This is a genomic window from Streptomyces sp. NPDC048639 (genome assembly GCF_043199075.1).
In the GTDB taxonomy this organism is placed as follows: domain Bacteria; phylum Actinomycetota; class Actinomycetes; order Streptomycetales; family Streptomycetaceae; genus Streptomyces.
Genome location: NZ_JBICVP010000003.1, coordinates 455,658 through 472,608, shown reverse-complemented (window position 1 = coordinate 472,608; position 16,951 = coordinate 455,658). Strand labels below are relative to the sequence as shown.

Below are 16,951 nucleotides of genomic sequence, written 5' to 3'. Positions count from 1 at the left end.
GAGGAGAGAGACCATGAAGTACCTGGTGATGGTGCTCGGCAAGCAGTCCGACTACGACGCCATGAAGGGCACGTCGCAGGACGGGCCCGCCTGGACCCGGCCGGACCTCGATGCGATGTTCGCGCACATGGGGGCGATCAACGACGATCTGGCCGAGGCGGGTGAGCTGGTCGACGCCAACGGGCTGACCGAGCCGGCCCGGGCGAAGCTGGTCACCGCGTCGAAGGACGGCCGCCCCGTGGTGACCGACGGGCCGTACGGGGAGAGCAAGGAGGTGCTGGCCGGGTACTGGGTCATCGACGTCGAGAACATCGACCGCGCCACCGAGATCGCCGCCCGCGCGTACTCCTGCCCCCAGCCCGAGGGGGTGCCCAACTACCCGGTGATCGTCCACCCGCTCGACGAGGGCGGCGGCACCGAGATGTGAGCCGCAGCGACCGGTAAGGGCCGTCCGCGCGCCGGGAGCCGTACGCGCGGGCGCACGGAACCGGACGACCCGGGGCGACGGACGCCGGTACCGAACGGATGCCCGCCGGGACTCTGACGAGTGTCGGCGACGAGCGGTCGGCCGACGAGCCGGTCGCGGTCAACGACGAGCGGGCCAGGGACGCATGGAGCGAGGACGTATGAACCGACAACGGGCGGCGGGCCGTCGGCCCGCCGGCGGGGACGACGCGAGGCGAGGCGGATCGTGACCGGGCCGGACGACAGGACGGCCGAGGATCTGATGCGCACCCTGGCGCCGCAGGTCCTGGGAGCGCTCGTGCGGCGGTACGGCCACTTCGACACCGCCGAGGACGCCGTCCAGGAGGCGCTGCTCGCCGCCTCCGTGCAGTGGCCGGAGGAGGGCGTTCCGGCGAACCCTCGCGGCTGGCTCATCCGTGTGGCCTCCCGCCGCCTCACCGACCTGCTGCGCAGCGAAGAGGCGCGCCGCCGCCGCGAGGAGAACGCCGCGGCGATGACGCCGTCCGACGCGTTCGTGACCCCGCCGCCCGGTGAGGACCGCGCCCCGCACGAGGAGGACACCCTCACCCTGCTCTTCCTCTGCTGCCATCCCGCGCTCACCCAGTCCTCACGGATCGCGCTCACGCTGCGGGCGGTGGGCGGTCTGTCGACGGCGGAGATCGCCCGCGCCTTCCTCGTGCCCGAGGCGACGATGGCCCAGCGGATCAGCCGCGCGAAACAGCGCATCAAGGCATCGGGCGCCCGCTTCCGGCAGCCGGAGGAGAGCGAGCGTGCCGAACGGATCGCCGCCGTCCTGCACGTCCTCTACCTGATATTCAACGAGGGCTACACCGCGACCTCCGGCGCCAGCCTGCACCGCACCGATCTGGCCGTGGAGGCGATCCGCCTCACCCGCTCCGTACGCGCCCTGCTGCCGCACGACGGTGAAGTGGCCGGTCTCCTGGCGCTGATGCTGCTCACCGACGCCCGCCGCCCGGCCCGTACGGACCGCGACGGCTCACTCGTCCCGCTGGCCGAACAGGACAGGGCCCTGTGGAACCGTGACGCGGTCGACGAGGGCCTCGCCCTCTTCACCGAGGCGACGTCCCTCCGCGGCGAGCCCGTCGGCCCGTACCAGCTCCAGGCGGCCATCGCGGCGGTCCACGACGAGGCCGCGCGGGCCGAGGACACCGACTGGATGGAGATCCTCGCGCTGTACGAGTTGCTGGCGCGCCTCTCGCCGGGCCCCATGGTCACGCTCAACCACGCCGTTGCCGTCGCGATGGTGGACGGGCCACGCGCCGGTCTCGCGCTGCTCCGGTCCCTCGAGACCGACGACCGGTTGGCGGGCCACCACCGCCTGGAGGCGGTCCGCGCCCATCTGTTGGAGATGGCCGGTGACACGGAGGCGGCGCGTACGGCGTACGGGAACGCGGCCCGCCTGACGCTCAGCGTGCCCGAACGCCGTTACCTCCAGGCCCGGGCGGCCCGCCTGGCCTGAGCCCGAACGGCCCACCCGGCCGGAGGCCTTCAACCGCGCCGCTGCCCGGCTGTGCCACTGCGCATTCCGCGGCCGCGTGGCCGCAGGATCCCGGCCGTCGCGCCTACCGCTCATGCGGAAAGCGTCTGCGCACAAGACCGCACCCGGACCGCGCGGACTGAAGGGGTGGAGTCCGGCGGACCGGGTGCGGACCGTCCGTCCCGCGGTACGGAGACCGCAGGTCCGGGTGAGACCAGGCCGTGATCAGGCGTTCTTGGTCTCCCAGAAGATCTTGTCGATCTCGGCGATCAGATCCAGCAGCTTCTGCCCGGTGGCCGGGTCGGACGAGCCCTTGGTGGCGCTGGCGGCCTTCAGGGCGTCGTTGACGAGCTGGTGGAGCTGCGGGTACTTCTCGAAGTGCGGCGGCTTGAAGTAGTCGCTCCACAGCACGGAGATGTGGTGCTTCGCGAGCTCCGCGCGCTGCTCCTTGATGACAATGGCGCGGGCCCGGAACTGCTGGTCCTCGTTGGCCTGGTACTTCTCCTGGATGGCCTTGACCGACTCGGCCTCGATCCGGGCCTGTGCCGGGTCGTAGACGCCGCAGGGCAGGTCGCAGTGGGCACTGACCCGCACCTTCGGGGCGAACAGGCGGGAGAGCATAGAGCTGTCCTTCCTCGTGATCGTCTTCTCATGGGGGAGATTACTCCCTGGGAGAGATGATTTTGCGAGTGCCCCAGGGGGCTTAGGACAAAAGTCCGGTGCCAGGCTGGGTACTGGTGGAGGAACGGACCAGGAGCCAGGAGGTGCCGGATGCCGGAGGGTGGCCGGTGGCAGGGCTATGACGGCGGGCGCGAGCCGGAGCAGGACCGCGACCGGCGGGCGGCGACGCCCTTCGGGCTGGCCGATGTGGTCGGCCCTTCGATGGTTCCGACACTGCGGCCGGGTGACCGGCTCGTGGTCCAGTACGGTGCGCCGGTCCGCCCCGGCGATGTGATCATGCTGCGCCACCCGATGCAGCAGGACCTGCTGATCGTCAAGCGGGCCGCCGAACGGCGGGACGGGGGCTGGTGGGTGCTCGGCGACAACCCGTACGCCGAGAGCGACAGCAGGGAATTCGGCACCGTGCCCGAGGAGTTCGTGCTCGCCCGCGTGCGGGTGCGGCTGCGCCCGCCGGGCGTGCGGAACGGTCAGCGGTCGCCGGTGGGGCTGCTCGCCTGGGTCTTCTCGGCCGTACGCCCCGTACGGTCCGTACGCGCGGTGCGGTCCGCCGCGGCCTCGTCCCCGCGGGAGGGCCGCTCCTCCAAGCGCTTGCGGGCGCGGTAGGCGGCGACGTTGGCGCGCGTCGCGCAGCGGTCCGAGCAGTAGCGGCGGGACCGGTTCGTCGAGGTGTCGAGATAGGCGTTGCGGCAGGGCGCGGCCCGGCAGAGGCCCAGCCGGTCGACGCCCAGATCGGTGAGCTGGAAGGCGAGCCCCATGGCGGCGGTCGCGGCGTAGCCGGCGGTCGCGTTGGCCGGGTGGTCCGCGATGTGCATGTGCCACTTGGGGCGGCCGTCGTCGTCGCGGAACTCGTGCCCGGAGACCTGCGGGCTCACCGGAAACTCCATCAGCAGCGCGTTGAGCAGGTCCACCGCCCGTACCTCGTCGCCCTCGTCGGCCGCCTCGAAGACCGCCCGGAGCCGGCCGCGTACGGCACGCAGCCGGGTCACATCGGATTCGTTAGCGCGGCGGGCCGCCTGGGAGGCGGCGCCGAAGAGGGCCCGTACCGCATCGACCGAGGTCAGCTCGTCCTTGCCACGGGAGGGGTCCTCGCTGTTGACGAGGCGCACCGCGTAGTCCGAGTAATAGGCCAGTTCCACTTGTAGTCCTTACGGATGCGGTTTAGTCTCGGTCGCGACCGGAGTAACGGCCGATGGTGCTTCGAGGGTATTACGTCTTCGTACGAGGTGGAGGGGTACGGCATGACCGGGACAGTGGCCCGCGCCGACTGGGGTGCCTGGCAGACCAGTTGGGACCGTCAGCAGGAGTGGTATCTCCCCGACCGCGAGGAGCGGTTCCGGGTCATGCTCGACATGGTCGAGGCCCTCGCGGGACCCGAGCCGAAGGTGCTGGACCTGGCGTGCGGCACGGGCAGCATCTCCGCCCGGGTGCTCCGCCGCTTCCCCGGCGCCGTCACCACCGGCGTCGACCTCGATCCGGCGCTGCTGGCCATCGCCCGCGGCACGTTCGAGGGCGAGCCCCGTGCCGCGTTCGTGGCCGCCGACCTCACGGACCCGGCCTGGACGGACAAACTCCCGCACCGCGGTTACGACGCCGTCCTCACCGCGACCGCACTGCACTGGCTGCGCACCGATCCCCTCCGGACGTTGTACGGGCAGATCTCCGGAGTCCTCCGCGACGGCGGGGCGTTCCTCAACGCCGACCACATGCCCGACGCGTCCACGCCCCGCATCAACGAGGCCGAGCGGGCCTTCCGGCATGCGCGTCAGGAGCGGGAGAGGGACGCGGGCGCCTTGGACTGGGCGGACTGGTGGCGCGACGTCGCCGCCGACCCGGTGCTCGCCGGGGCGGCCGCCGAGCGCTTCGCGATCTTCGGCAACCCGATCGAGGGCGACCACGCGGACGGGGAGGTGCAGCCGGCCGCCTGGCATGCCGAAGCCCTCCGCGCTGCGGGCTTCGGCGAGGCCCGGCCGGTGTGGTGCTCGCCGTCGGACGCCATGGTCCTCGGGTTGAAGTAGCCGAAGGGGCACGGACAGGGAGCCCTCCGCGGCGCAACGCTGCGGAGGGCTCCCTGTCCGTGTCCTTCTCCGAGGGTTACAGCACCTTCGAGAGGAACGACTTGGTGCGTTCGTGCTGGGGGTCGGTGAGGACGTCGCGCGGGTGGCCCGACTCGACCACGACCCCGTCGTCCATGAACACCAGCGCGTCGCCGACCTCGCGGGCGAAGCCCATCTCGTGGGTCACCACGATCATGGTCATACCGTCCTCGGCCAGTCCGCGCATGACGTCCAGCACGTCACCCACGAGCTCCGGGTCCAGCGCCGAGGTCGGCTCATCGAAGAGCATCAGCTTCGGCTCCATGGCCAGAGCGCGGGCGATGGCCACCCGCTGCTGCTGGCCGCCGGAGAGCTGGGACGGGTAGGACGCGGCCTTGTCGGCGAGGCCCACCCGGTCCAGCAGCCGCTCCGCCCGCTCCCGGGCCACGGCCTTGGTCTCGCCCTTCACCTGGATCGGCGCTTCCATGACATTGGCCAGCGCGGTCATGTGCGGGAAGAGGTTGAAGCGCTGGAAGACCATGCCGATGTCGCGCCGCTTGAGCGAGACCTCGCTGTCCTTCAGCTCGTGGAGCTTGTCGCCCTTCTGCCGGTAGCCGACCAGCTCGCCGTCGACGTAGAGCCGTCCGGCGTTGATCTTCTCCAGGTGGTTGATGCACCGCAGGAAGGTCGACTTGCCCGAGCCGGACGGGCCGATCAGACAGAACACCTCGCGGGGTGCGACCTCGAGGTCGATGCCCTTGAGGATGTGAGCAGGTCCGAAGGACTTGTGGACGCCCTCGGCTTTCACCATCGCGCTCATACGCCGGCACCTCCCGAGGAGCGGTTGCTGAAGGCTGCCAGGTTCGTCTTGACCTTCTGCAACGGAGTGAGCGGCAGACTGCGGACCGCACCTCGAGCGTAGTACCGCTCCAAGTAGTACTGACCGACGCTGAAGATGCTGGTCAGCACCAGGTACCAGAACACGGCGAGGAAGAGCATCTCCACCACCGCGCCCGAGGTTTGCCCGATGTTCTGCGTGGACCGCAGCAGTTCGTCGTACTGACAGGCGCTGGCCGCCAGCGATGACGTCTTGAGCATGTTGATGTACTCGTTGCCGGTCGGCGGCACGATGACGCGCATCGCCTGCGGCAGCACCACCCGTCGCAGCGTCTTGCTGTGGGTCATGCCCAGGGCGTGGGAGGCCTCGGTCTGGCCCTCGTCGACCGACTGGATGCCGGCCCGGACGATCTCCGACATGTACGCGGCCTCGTTCAGGCCGAGACCGAGCAGAGCGGCCATGAACGGCGTCATGAAGTCGCTCATCTCGTCCCGGTAGAACCCCAGGTTGATATAGGGGAAGACCAGGGCGAGGTTGAACCACAGGATCAGCTGGACGAAGACCGGGGTGCCGCGGAAGAACCAGATGTAGCCCCAGGCCACCGAGGAGGTGACCGGGTTCTTGGACAGCCGCATCACGGCCAGGATGATGCCGAGCACCAGGCCGACGGCCATCGACAGCACTGAGATCAGCACCGTCTTCCAGAGGCCGTCCAGCACGCTGGGGTCGAACATGAACTCCGGGATGGCGTCCCAGTTGATGTCGGCGCCGGCGAAGGCGTTGACCAGCAGCGCCAGCAGGCCGAGGACGATGATGCCCGAGATCCACCGGCCGTAGTGACGGACGGGGATCGCCTTGATGGTTTCAGGCTGCGGGCCCGGCGGCGGGGTGTCCTCCGGGCCCGTTTTGTCGAGGGGAACAGTCACGGGTAATGCCTTTCAGCGTTCCTTCGGGCCGTACGAATCCTTCGGGAGGTCGTACGTGCGGTCAGGAGCCACCGTTGATCTTGATCTCCTTGATTGCGCCGTCCTGGACCAGCCACTTCTTCATGATCTTGTCGTACTCGCCGCTCTTGACGGTCGCCTCGAGGGCGGCCTTGAGGGCGTCGCGGAGCTGGGTGTTCTTCTTGCCGACCGCGATGCCGTACGGGGCGGCCTCGACCTGCTCGCCGACGATCTCGAAGTCCTTGCCGCCGCCGGAGGTCTTCACCGCGTACGCCGCGACGGGGAAGTCGCTCGCGCCCGCGTCGGCGCCGCCCGCGCGCAGGCGGGTCTGGGCCTCGACGTCGGTGTCGAAGGCCTCGATGGAGATCGCCTTGTCACCGCCCTTGGTGCACTTCTCCGACTGGCCCTTGGCCAGGTCGTGCGAGACGGTGCCGCGCTGGACGACGACCTTCTTCCCGCAGAGGTTCTCCCAGGTCTCGATTCCCTTGGTCTGGCCCTTTTTGGTGTAGATCGAAACACCGGCGGAGAAGTAGTCGACGAAGTCGACGCCCTCGAAGATCTTCTTTCCGGACTCCGGGTCAATACCGTTCTGCCGGTCCTTGGTGTCCGTCATCGCGGACATGGCGACCTGGTACCGGCCGGAACGCATACCGGTGAGCAGTGTGTCGAAGGTGCCGTTCTGGAACTCGAACTTCACGCCGAGTTCCTTGCCCATGGCGTCGGCCAGATCGGGGTCCAGACCGACCGTCTTGCCACCCTCCTTGAACTCCACGGGCGGGTACGCGATGTCCGATCCGACCTTGATGACCTTGGACTCCTGGATGTCCTTGGGCAGCTTGGAGAACAGGGGCGCCTCGGAGCCCGCGGCGGTCGAGTCGCCGTTGCCGCCCTTTTCCGTCTGGTCGCCGCATGCGGTGAGCAGCAGGGCGCCCGCGACCGCGATCGCGCCGGCGGCGGCCATCCGGGACCTGGCAGCGGCCGTGCGACCAGTGTTGCTTGCGGTCATTGCTGGTTCCTCCTGCGAGTGAGGGAGTAGCCGATGGGTCGGGGCACACATCATCGAGTGTCGCGACCTCGTGTGATTGAGGCATCTTGCCATCCGGACGGCTCCGAACAGGGGGCCAGCCATGTCAAAATCGGATAACGGGCGTTCCCGTCACCAGCTCCACGTAAGCGCAATTCGTGCGCGGCTCGCGACTGTCCGGAGTGCGCGGCCCGCAGGGCGACTCCATTGCGTGATATGTCTCCCGGCCGGATGGCGGGCCAAAAGAGTTCGCGTCGTGCGACCGCGTGACGAAAGCGACTCGTCCATGTCAGCGCTCGTGCGGTAGAAACGGTGGTTACACCCCTCACCCGGGGCTCAGGGCGCGTGTGCGGCGCGCCCGGCGTCCGTATCGATTCCGCGCAGCGGCTCATCCGCCGCGCAGGACTTCCGGACGCGTGCCCGCCCGCTCCTCAACCTGGGGCGGCTACCCTCGATAGAAATTCAGACATAAGGGGTCAAAAAAGTGGCAGCGGAGATCGTGAATCCTCGCAGCGATAGCGAAACGGCGGATGACGGCGAGTCATTCGATCCGGCATTCGCACTCCACCGCGGCGGCAAGATGGCCATCCAGGCGACCGTCCCGGTCCGCGACAGGGACGATCTGTCCCTCGCCTACACGCCCGGTGTGGCCAAGGTGTGCAGCGCCATCGCGGAAAAGCCGGAACTGGTCCACGACTACACCTGGAAGTCTCAGGTCGTGGCCGTCGTGACGGACGGTAGCGCGGTGCTCGGGCTCGGCGACATCGGACCGGAGGCCTCGCTTCCGGTGATGGAGGGCAAGGCGATCCTCTTCAAGCAGTTCGGCGGCGTGGACGCGGTTCCGGTCGCCCTGGACTGCCGGGACGCCGACGACATCGTGGAGACGGTCGTCCGCATGGCACCCTCCTTCGGTGGGGTGAACCTCGAGGACATCTCCGCACCGCGCTGCTTCGAGATCGAGCGCAAGCTCCAGGAGCGCCTGGACATCCCCGTCTTCCACGACGACCAGCACGGCACCGCCGTGGTCACCCTCGCCGCACTGCGCAACGCGGCCCAGATCACCGGCCGTACGCTCGGGCAGCTCCGCGCCGTGATCTCCGGCGCCGGTGCCGCGGGCGTCGCGATCGCCCGGATCCTGATCGAGGCGGGCATCGGCGACGTCGTGGTCTGCGACCGCAAGGGCGTCGTCAGCGCGGACCGCGAGGACCTGACGGATGTGAAGCGGGATCTGGCCGGCTTCACCAACAAGGCGGGAATCAGCGGTTCGCTGGAGTCGGCGCTCGAAGGCGCCGACGTGTTCATCGGTGTCTCCGGCGGGACGGTCGCGGAGTCGGCGGTGGCCTCGATGGCGAAGGACTCGCTCATCTTCGCCATGGCCAACCCGAATCCGGAGATCCACCCCGACGTCGCGCACAAGTACGCGGCCGTGGTCGCCACCGGCCGCAGCGACTTCCCGAACCAGATCAACAACGTGCTGGCCTTTCCCGGGATCTTCGCGGGCGCCCTGCAGGTGCGCGCATCGCGGATCACCGAGGGGATGAAGCTGGCCGCGGCCGAGGCCCTGGCGGCCGTGGTGGCGGACGAGCTGAGCGCGGACAAGGTCATCCCCTCGCCGTTCGACGAGCGCGTGGCACCCGCGGTCACCGCGGCCGTGGCCGCTGCCGCTCGCGCGGAGGGCGTGGCGCGGCGCTAGCCGCCCGCGAGTGATCGATACCTACGGGCCGTGGCCCGCCCTCGGGGCGGGTGACGGCCCGTAGGTGTTCGTCCGGGCCCGCCCGCCATCGGGCTCGTCCCGCGTCAGCAGCCCGAGGAGGCGCGGGGCAGGCCGGCACCCTCGATCGCGTCCAGGGTGCCCCGCAAGCCACCCACGCACATGTCGTGCAACGCGGCGCGCGAGAACTTCTGGTGCGTCAGCCACTCCACGCACAGGACGCGACGGGCAGGCCGCCCGCGCCACCAACGGCACCCCGCGTTGCCGCTTGCCCCGACGTCATGTCGCGGGAGGCCGGGGGACGGCGCGGCGCGATTCACACCCGTGTGAGGTTCCGCCGCGTCCCGCGAGAGTCCTAGTCTCGGGATCATGTTCGCTGCCTATGCCGCCCGAATCGACCGTGACCAGCCGCTGAGCGGCCTCGAGCTGGGGGAGCGCCCCGCGCCGGAGGCGCGGCCCGGCTGGACGACCGTCAACGTCAGGGCCGCCTCGCTCAACCACCACGACCTGTGGTCGCTGCGCGGCGTCGGCCTCGGCGAGGAGGCGCTCCCGATGATCCTCGGCTGCGACGCGGCCGGGACGGACCAGGACGGCAACGAGGTCGTCATCCACTCCGTCATCGGCCAGAGCGGCCACGGCGTCGGCCCGAAGGAGCCCCGCTCCATCCTGACCGAGCGCTACCAGGGAACGTTCGCCGAGCAGGTCACCGTCCCCACCTGGAACCTCCTCCCCAAGCCCAAGGACCTGTCCTTCGAGCAGGCCGCCTGTCTGCCGACCGCCTGGCTGACGGCGTACCGGATGCTGTTCACCAACGCGGGCGTACGGCCGGGCGACAGCGTCCTCGTCCAGGGCGCGGGCGGTGGAGTGGCGACCGCCGCGATCGTCCTCGCCAAGGCTGCCGGACTGCGGGTGTACGCCACCAGCCGGGACGAGGCCAAGCGCAAGCGGGCGGTGGACCTCGGCGCCCTCGGCGCGTACGAGCCGGGGGCGCGGCTGCCGGAGCGCGTGGACGCGGTCATCGAGACGGTGGGCGCGGCCACCTGGTCGCACTCGGTCAAGTCGCTGAAGCCCGGCGGCACTCTGGTCATCTCGGGTGCCACCTCCGGCCCCAACCCCCAGGCCACCGAACTGAACCGCATCTTCTTCCTGGAGCTGAAGGTCGTCGGCTCGACCATGGGCACCAAGGACGAGCTGGAGGACCTGCTCAACTTCTGTGCGACCACCGGCGTCCGGCCCGTCATCGACTCCGTGCTGCCGCTGGACCGGGCGCGCGAGGGCTTCGAGAAGATGGCCGGCGGCGATCTCTTCGGCAAGATCGTCCTGACCGTCTGAGCGATCACCCGTAACCTCCCGGTCCGTCCATCGGATGAGCAGGTCACCGGCGTCCCGCCCGGGCCGCCGGTGACCCGCCGCACCCCGGTGCTCCGGGTCACGGACGACCGAGCGAGGACGGATACCGATGGACAACAAGCGGAAGAGCGCGAGGACTTGGGCCCGCTGGGCGGGCGTTGCCGGAGCGGCGGTGGTCGTGGCGGGCCTTCCGGCCGGAGCCGCTCACGCCGACGAGACGCACCGGAACTCGCACAACGCACCCCATATGGCGCTGGTCTCCACGGGCCAGATCGACGACCCGATGGAGGATGTGCTGGAGCACACCCTCCTGCTCGGGGACGGCTACCGCTGGGACTGACGCCTCGGGCGCCGGGAGCGATGCGCCAGGCGACGGCACCGACGCCTCAGGGGCGCGGTGCGCGCAGGACGGCACCGATATGGGCCGCCGCCGTCGAGAGATGGCGGCGGGCCTCCTTCAACTGCTCCGCGCCCACACCGTGGTCGCGGGCCGCGTCGCGGATGTCGTCGCGGAAGCGGTCGAGCAGGCGCTCCAGATCGCGGGCGGGATCGGTGGAGGCGGCGCCGGGTTCCCGGGCCCACTCGGGCTCGGTGCCCTCGGGCGCCCCGCTCGCGGCGCGCCCCGCCGCCGGCTCGGGCCCTGCCTGGTGTTTGCCGAGGTCCACCTGCTCGACCGTCACATCCGCCTCGGGGCCCGGCCCCGTCGGCTGCGTCATCCGGCGCATCTCGCGGGTGACCTCGGTGAGCGCATCGCGTACGGCGCCCTGCCAGTCGCCGCTGCGCATCTGCCCCTGCGTCTGCTCCTGGACCCGCTTGACGATCCTCTGGATCTCCTCGCGCGCGAACGTCTGCGCGTCCCGCGCCTGCTGACGTGCTCGCTGCGCGTCCTCCTTGGCCCGCCGGCTCTCCTCCTTCGCCCTGCGGGCCTGCTCCTTCCACTCCTCCTTGGCGCGGCGCATCTCCTCCTTGGCCTGGCGCCAGGCGTCGCGGTCTCCCAGGGCGCCCTCCCAGCCCTCGGCCGCGGGGCGCTCGGCACGGGCCTGGCGCGCGGCCGCACGCATCTCGCGGCGGAGGTCGCCCGCCACATCGCGGACGTCCTCGCGGATCTCCGCGGCCAGTTCGGAGACGGACTCGCGGATCTCCAGCTCCAGATCGGCGAGTTCGCCCTGCCGACCGGCGAGTTCGGCCCGTCCGGCGTCGGTGATCGAGTAGACCTTGCGGCCGCCCTCGGAGGCGTGGGTGACCAGCCCCTCGGCCTCGAGCTTGGCCAGCCGCGGGTAGACGGTGCCGGCGGACGGCGCGTACAGCCCCTGGAAGCGCTCCTCCAGGAGGCGGATCACCTCGTAACCGTGGCGCGGGGCCTCGTCCAGCAGCTTGAGGAGGTAGAGGCGCAGCCGGCCGTGGGCGAAGACGGGAGGCATCAGAGGACCTTTCCGGAGCTGGCGGGGGAGTCGGCGTGCGGCCCTTCGCCCTCGCCGTACGGGGGTTCGTCCTCCGTCTGCGGGCGGCGCAGCAGGGCGATGGCGCCGGAGACCGTGCTCGCCTTGAGCCGGCCGCTGCCCGCGCCGAGGGTGCCGGTGAGCTGCTTGGTGCCCCAGTGGCCGGTGACCTTGAGCTCCTCGAAGGCGTTGGAGACGGCGCCGCTCGCCGTGCTGGCCTCGACCCGGGTGTCCGCCGGGTGCGGGATGCGGATCGCGATCTCGCCGGAGACGGTGGCGAGGGTGAGATCGGCGGTCCGGCTGTCCATGTCGACGATCATGTTGCCGCTGACCGACTCCGCCTGCACCGCCGAGCCGTACCCCTCGATCACGGTGAGATCGCCGGAGACGGAGCTGAACCGGAGCCGCCCGGTGAGCCCTTGGGCGTCGACCCCGCCGGAGACCGTCTCGGCGCGGACCTCGCCGGTGAGCCCGACGAGCGTGGTGTCACCGGTGACGCCGCATACGTGCGTGGGCCCCTCGATGCCGGAGACCACGGCGCCGGCCCCCACCACACCCACCTCGACCCGCGTCCCGGCCGGGACGGCGAGTGAGACGGCGGCGCTGCGGCGGCGGCCCTTGGGGTCGAGCCATTTCAGGAAGCCCTTCCAGGGCAGGTCGTCGTAGGTGACCGTCAGTGCGCCGTCCTCGTGCGTGACGGTCAGCGGTGGTCCCTCGATCGCGCTGACCTCCAGCCGCGCCGCGGCGGCGTCGGTGCCGACGACGTTGACCGTGCCGCCGACGATGCGGACGCTGACCCGGTCGAGGGGTCCTTCCAGGTCGAGTGTGCGTGGCTCGGAGAGCGACCACTCATTGCCGGCTTTCACTGCTGCGGCCTCCCTGGGGATGGGCGTACGACGACATATCGCGTTGCCATTCGACAACACGATATATCGCGGACGTCGGAAGTCAAGAGGCGGCTGCACCGGCCTCTTGAGGCCCTACGCGGGGCCGCACGAAACCGGAAGCCGGCCGCGGTCGGAGTGCGGAGGCCGGACGCGTACTACTCGTCCGGCGCCCGGCCGCTACTCGTCGTCCTCGTCGTCGAGGCGCGCCAGCCATGTCGCGAGCCGCTCGACCGGGACCTCGAAGTCCGGGTTGAGATCGACGAACGTACGGAGCTGCTCGGCCAGCCACTCGAGGGTGACCTCTTCCTGGCCGCGCCGCCGCTCCAGTTCCTCGATACCGCGGTCGGTGAAGTACACGGGACGCTCCTGATCCTCCGGAGATGTTCGCCTCCCAGGGTATGCGGGCCGCGTCCGGTGCCGATGCCGGCCGCCGGGGTCTCGCCCGCCGTCGGCGCAGGCCAGTACCCTTGCTTGCTCAAGTGGGAGCCTGGGAAGGCGAGTTGCTGTCAGGAGCGGGGGGAGCCGTGGCACGCATCCAGAGGATCGAACTGCCCGGGGGAGCCGAGGTGCTGGCCCGTGTCGGCACGGCAGGAGGCTACGCGGAGGACGACGAGGACATCGGTGTCCTCGACGCCGCCGCGGCCAAGGTCGAACAGCTCAAAGAGGTCATCGGCGAAGTGGGTGCGGCCGTGCTCGCCGCCGCCGCCGCGGCGAAACCCGACGAGGCGAGCGTCTCCTTCGGCATCGAGCTGGCCGCCAAGTCCGGCAAGGCCCTGGCCGTGCTCGCGGACGGCGAGGCGAAGGCCTCGATCCAGGTGACCCTGACCTGGCGGCCCGGCCCGGATTCCGCGAACGACCCGGCACGCGCGGATGGGTGAGGCCGGGCATCTCGACGCACTGGCCCGGGCCGCCACCGTCCACATCCTGCCCGCCGGTGACGGCTCCGGCGACGACCGCTCCACCGGCGACGGCCGTCCCGCGATGTGGGGAAGCGGCTTCTTCGTCGCCCCGGGCTGGGTGCTGACCTGCGCCCATGTGCTGAGGCCGTATGTGAGGCCGGGGCGGGAACGGGTCTTCCGCGTCCGCAACGACGTGCTGAACGGCGGCACGCCCGTGGAGGCGCGCCTCGCGCACTGGCTCGTGACGGACGCCGCCAAGGACAGGGTGCCGGTGGCCGAGGACCTGGCGCTGGTCCGGCTGCTGGACGAGGACGTCGAGCACGAATGCGTCTGGTTCACCGACCGCGCGGACCAGCCGGGCGGCGACCGCAAGACGGCCTACGGGTACCGGCCGGGCGGCCCCGGTGACGACCCCGCCGTCCCCTGGAGCGCGGATGTCGAGATCAACCAGCGCGACGGGCCGTATGGGATGCGGTTCGCGCCGCAGGCCGAGTTCCCCAAGGGCACGTCGGGCGGGCCCGTTCTCGACCCGTCCACCGGTGCCGTCGTCGGGATCATCAAGTCGCGCAGGGCGGACCGGGACGGCGGCATGGCCATCGCGGCCTCCGCGCTGCGGCAGTTCGGCGGCCTGTACGGGGAGGTGCTGGCGGCCCACGACCGCTGGCACGGAGTCCGTTCCGCGCTCACGCCGTACCACTGGGCCGCCGAGCAGGCGAAGCTGCCGGGCAGCAGCCCGACCGCCGACGGCGACCGCTGGACCCCGCTCGACCGCGTCGAGGCGCTCGGGCTGCTCGCCGAACTGGCCGCCCCGGCCGGTTCGTCCGACCTGGCCGCGCTGGTGCGCCAGGCGCGGGGCGAGCCGCCGCCGCCCGGCCGCCCCCCGCTGCTGCACACCTGGCGCGACGGCCACGGCAGGCTCTACGGCAACGACGGCCCGCTGGAGGCCATCGCCTTCCTGCACTACCTGCGCCTGGTGGCACTGCTCGTCGAGCACCGGGACGGCGACGCCAAGGCGCTGGCGGACTGGGTCGACCGCCGTCTGAGGAACGTACGGCCTCCGGTCCGCGCGATCGTCACCCTCACGCGACTTCCGGAGGCGCTGACCGCGCCCGCGGAACCGGAATCGGGCCGGGACGTCATCCCGTACCCGGGTCCGGGCGAAGGCCCCACCGTCGTCGTCGAGTTGGAGCCGGTGCACTACGAGGAGCCCGAGCGCTTCTACTGGCGTATCCGGGTCGACGACGGTGACGACAGCGAAGAGCCCTTCGAGGCCGAGGAGACGGGGCGGGGGGTCCTTCCCGAGGATCTGATCCGGCGTCTGCGGCAGCCGCTCGCCGAGGTCTTCGAGGGCGTCGACACGGCAGGTTGCCCCGCCCCGCTCGAAGTGGTCCTGCCCGTCGACCACTTCGACACCGCGGTCCACCGCTGGCAGCTCAGCGAGATGGCCAAGCTGTACGACACGGCGCATCTGCCGCTCGGCGCGCACCGCCGCGTGGTGCTGCGCGACATCGCGCGCCGTGGAGAACCGGCCAATGTGTGGCTCGCCCGCTGGGAACTCACCGCCGAGTCAGTGGAGTTCGCCGCCTCGCGCACCCCGCCGCCGGGCCGCCCGCCGCGGTCCCGCCAGTTCCAGGACATGCCCCCCGCGGCCATCCCGGTCCTGTGCCGCCCCGCGAGCACGGGCCTGGGGCGCAAGGCCATCGACCTGGCGCTGGAGGCCGGGCACGGCATCGCGCTCTGGCACACCGACGGGCACACCGCGAGCAGATGCCTGGACGACTGCGACACCTTCCATGCGGGCGCGGCCGAGGTGCTGGGGAGGCTGGGGTCCGCCGCCGAACTGCCCGACCGGTTGCGCCGTATCAGGGAGGAGATCCACCGGGAGCGGGACGCCGGCCACTGGGCGGAGGCCGTGGCCGTGCTGTACGACGACCCGAGGAGGCCGGTGGCCGCCGGCGCGCCCGGAACGCTGGACTCGCCGTGAGGACCACCGGCCCCGTGGGCCGAGCCACGGGCACGTGGTGTCCTGGTGGCTGTCCGGAAAACGCCGATACCGCCGCGCTGCGCGGGTACATTCTCAGGGGCCCGTTGTGGGCACAGCCTGCCCCCGTCGGCCCGGACGCGGCGCCCCACCGACCGCCGACGAGGAGCGAGAGTTGAGCGACTGGCTGATCTACCGCGGCACAGGCGACGCCGATCACGACCGTATCCGCACGCTCCCGCCGCCCCCGCCCTGGCGGACCTTCGAGGGCGGCCCCGTCGTCCCCGCCGCTCCGCCCATCGACGCGGTCTCCAAGCGGCGGCTCGGTCAGACGCACGCCCCGCTGCCCACGCAGGACGAAGAGGCGCTCCACCTCATCAACGCCGCGCTGTATCTGCGGCGCCCTCTCCTGGTGACCGGCGAGCCCGGCTCCGGCAAGAGCACGCTCGCCCACGCGGTGGCCCATGAGCTGGGACTCGGGCGCGTCCTGCAATGGCCCGTCGTCAGCCGCACCGAGCTGAAGGACGGGCTGTACACCTACGACGCCGTCGGACGCCTCCAGGACGTCCAGCTCTCCCGCGAGAACGACGGCTCCCGGAGCGAAGGTCCCGAGGACGACATCGGCCGCTACATCCGGCTCGGCCCCCTCGGTACGGCCCTGCTGCCCAGTGAGCTGCCCCGCGTCCTGCTCATCGACGAGCTCGACAAGAGCGATCTCGATCTGCCGAACGACCTGCTGAACGCCCTGGAGGAGGGCGAGTTCGGCCTCCCGGAGCTGGAGCGCATCGCCGACCGCCCCGGGAAGGGCGCGGTGGAGGTCCTCGACGACGACGGCCGGCGGGTGCCGGTGCACGGCGGCCGGGTCCGGTGCCGCGCCTTTCCGTTCGTCGTCATGACCAGCAACGGTGAACGGGACTTCCCCGCACCGCTGCTCCGCCGCTGCATCCATCTCGAACTCGACCCACCCCGCGACGAACGCCTGGCCGCCATGGTGCAGGCGCATTTCGGGGCCGGCTCGGACGAGCGGAACCTCGACCTCATCTCGCTCTTCACCCAAGGGGCCGGAAGCGGCGAGCTGCGCCCCACCGACCAGCTCCTCAACGCCATCTTCCTGACCCAGTACGCGGCGCGCGAGGAGCGCGACAGCCGTGAGGACATCGCGGACCTGCTCATGCGACCGCTCGACCAGCGGCAGAGGTAG

Annotated in this window: 18 protein-coding genes and 1 pseudogene; 10 read left to right on the top strand and 9 right to left on the bottom strand. The window is 71.0% G+C overall.

The features are described from left to right. Positions 1-13: 13 nt before the first annotated feature. Together ACGFNH_RS10375 and ACGFNH_RS10370 are read left to right on the top strand one after the other, a co-directional pair. Positions 14-427, top strand: coding sequence for a YciI family protein (locus ACGFNH_RS10375; RefSeq protein WP_393652626.1), 414 nt, complete (start codon positions 14-16; stop codon positions 425-427). A 300-nt stretch (positions 428-727) separates the two neighbouring features. Next, entirely contained in the window at positions 728-1,945 is a 1,218-nt protein-coding gene (locus tag ACGFNH_RS10370) for an RNA polymerase sigma factor (protein WP_393652922.1), read from the top strand. A 243-nt stretch (positions 1,946-2,188) separates the two neighbouring features. On the opposite strand, the gene sodN is transcribed toward ACGFNH_RS10370, so the two are convergent. Beyond that, entirely contained in the window at positions 2,189-2,584 is a 396-nt protein-coding gene (gene sodN / locus ACGFNH_RS10365) for a superoxide dismutase, Ni (RefSeq protein WP_360846177.1), read from the bottom strand. Between the two features lie 150 nt (positions 2,585-2,734). Between sodN and sodX the strand changes: the two are divergent. Then, positions 2,735-3,067: pseudogene (sodX, locus tag ACGFNH_RS10360) on the top strand (nickel-type superoxide dismutase maturation protease); the annotation flags it as partial. 44 nt (positions 3,068-3,111) lie between these two features. On the opposite strand, the gene ACGFNH_RS10355 reads toward sodX, so the two are convergent. Beyond that, positions 3,112-3,780, bottom strand: coding sequence for a CGNR zinc finger domain-containing protein (locus tag ACGFNH_RS10355; protein WP_393652625.1), 669 nt, complete (start codon positions 3,778-3,780; stop codon positions 3,112-3,114). Between the two features lie 102 nt (positions 3,781-3,882). Between ACGFNH_RS10355 and ACGFNH_RS10350 the strand changes: the two genes are divergently transcribed. Continuing rightward, positions 3,883-4,659, top strand: a complete 777-nt coding sequence (locus ACGFNH_RS10350) for a class I SAM-dependent methyltransferase (protein WP_393652624.1) — start codon at positions 3,883-3,885, stop codon at positions 4,657-4,659. Between the two features lie 76 nt (positions 4,660-4,735). Here the strand turns inward: ACGFNH_RS10350 and ACGFNH_RS10345 are convergent, their stop codons facing one another. From ACGFNH_RS10345 to ACGFNH_RS10335, 3 genes are all read right to left on the bottom strand, one after another. Further along, on the bottom strand, positions 4,736-5,497 hold the full coding sequence (locus tag ACGFNH_RS10345; RefSeq protein ID WP_393652623.1) for an amino acid ABC transporter ATP-binding protein: 762 nt from the start codon (positions 5,495-5,497) through the stop codon (positions 4,736-4,738). Further along, positions 5,494-6,441 carry an amino acid ABC transporter permease gene (locus tag ACGFNH_RS10340; RefSeq protein ID WP_393652622.1) on the bottom strand — a complete coding sequence of 316 codons (948 nt, stop codon included), beginning with the start codon at positions 6,439-6,441 and terminating at the stop codon, positions 5,494-5,496. Before ACGFNH_RS10340 ends, ACGFNH_RS10345 begins: the two co-directional genes overlap by 4 nt. Before the next feature lie 61 nt (positions 6,442-6,502). Next, the gene (locus tag ACGFNH_RS10335) at positions 6,503-7,465 is read right to left on the bottom strand and encodes an ABC transporter substrate-binding protein (RefSeq protein ID WP_393652621.1); all 963 of its coding nucleotides are present in this window, start codon (positions 7,463-7,465) and stop codon (positions 6,503-6,505) included. Positions 7,466-7,967: 502 nt separating this feature from the next. Here ACGFNH_RS10335 and ACGFNH_RS10330 point away from each other — a divergent pair. Then, the gene (locus ACGFNH_RS10330) at positions 7,968-9,176 is read left to right on the top strand and encodes an NADP-dependent malic enzyme (RefSeq protein ID WP_393652620.1); all 1,209 of its coding nucleotides are present in this window, start codon (positions 7,968-7,970) and stop codon (positions 9,174-9,176) included. A 104-nt stretch (positions 9,177-9,280) separates the two neighbouring features. Here the strand turns inward: ACGFNH_RS10330 and ACGFNH_RS10325 are convergent, their stop codons facing one another. Then, on the bottom strand, positions 9,281-9,406 hold the full coding sequence (locus tag ACGFNH_RS10325; protein WP_393652619.1) for a hypothetical protein: 126 nt from the start codon (positions 9,404-9,406) through the stop codon (positions 9,281-9,283). A 157-nt stretch (positions 9,407-9,563) separates the two neighbouring features. Between ACGFNH_RS10325 and ACGFNH_RS10320 the strand changes: the two genes are divergently transcribed. After that, positions 9,564-10,526 (top strand): zinc-binding dehydrogenase, encoded by a 963-nt coding sequence (locus ACGFNH_RS10320; protein ID WP_393652618.1) that lies wholly within the window; start codon positions 9,564-9,566, stop codon positions 10,524-10,526. A gap of 127 nt (positions 10,527-10,653) precedes the next feature. Then, complete coding sequence (locus ACGFNH_RS10315; protein WP_393652617.1) at positions 10,654-10,884, top strand: hypothetical protein; 231 nt, start codon at positions 10,654-10,656, stop codon at positions 10,882-10,884. Positions 10,885-10,930: 46 nt separating this feature from the next. Here ACGFNH_RS10315 and ACGFNH_RS10310 read toward each other — a convergent pair whose 3' ends face one another. The 3 genes from ACGFNH_RS10310 to ACGFNH_RS10300 form a co-directional block, all read right to left on the bottom strand. Next, positions 10,931-11,965, bottom strand: coding sequence for a helix-turn-helix transcriptional regulator (locus ACGFNH_RS10310; protein WP_393652616.1), 1,035 nt, complete (start codon positions 11,963-11,965; stop codon positions 10,931-10,933). Beyond that, on the bottom strand, positions 11,965-12,849 hold the full coding sequence (locus ACGFNH_RS10305) for a DUF4097 domain-containing protein (protein ID WP_393652615.1): 885 nt from the start codon (positions 12,847-12,849) through the stop codon (positions 11,965-11,967). The genes ACGFNH_RS10310 and ACGFNH_RS10305 overlap by 1 nt, the downstream gene beginning before the upstream one ends. A gap of 198 nt (positions 12,850-13,047) precedes the next feature. Next, positions 13,048-13,227, bottom strand: coding sequence for a DUF6104 family protein (locus tag ACGFNH_RS10300; RefSeq protein ID WP_365255179.1), 180 nt, complete (start codon positions 13,225-13,227; stop codon positions 13,048-13,050). Positions 13,228-13,394: 167 nt separating this feature from the next. On the opposite strand from ACGFNH_RS10300, the gene ACGFNH_RS10295 reads away from it, so the two are divergent. The 3 genes from ACGFNH_RS10295 to ACGFNH_RS10285 all read left to right on the top strand — a co-directional run bounded on the left by ACGFNH_RS10295 (position 13,395) and on the right by ACGFNH_RS10285 (position 16,951). Next, entirely contained in the window at positions 13,395-13,748 is a 354-nt protein-coding gene (locus ACGFNH_RS10295; RefSeq protein WP_393652614.1) for a CU044_2847 family protein, read from the top strand. Next, complete coding sequence (locus ACGFNH_RS10290) at positions 13,741-15,753, top strand: trypsin-like peptidase domain-containing protein (RefSeq protein WP_393652613.1); 2,013 nt, start codon at positions 13,741-13,743, stop codon at positions 15,751-15,753. The genes ACGFNH_RS10295 and ACGFNH_RS10290 overlap by 8 nt, the downstream gene beginning before the upstream one ends. A 172-nt stretch (positions 15,754-15,925) precedes the next feature. Next, positions 15,926-16,951: an AAA family ATPase gene (locus ACGFNH_RS10285; protein ID WP_393652612.1), complete on the top strand. Its 1,026-nt coding sequence runs from the start codon at positions 15,926-15,928 to the stop codon at positions 16,949-16,951.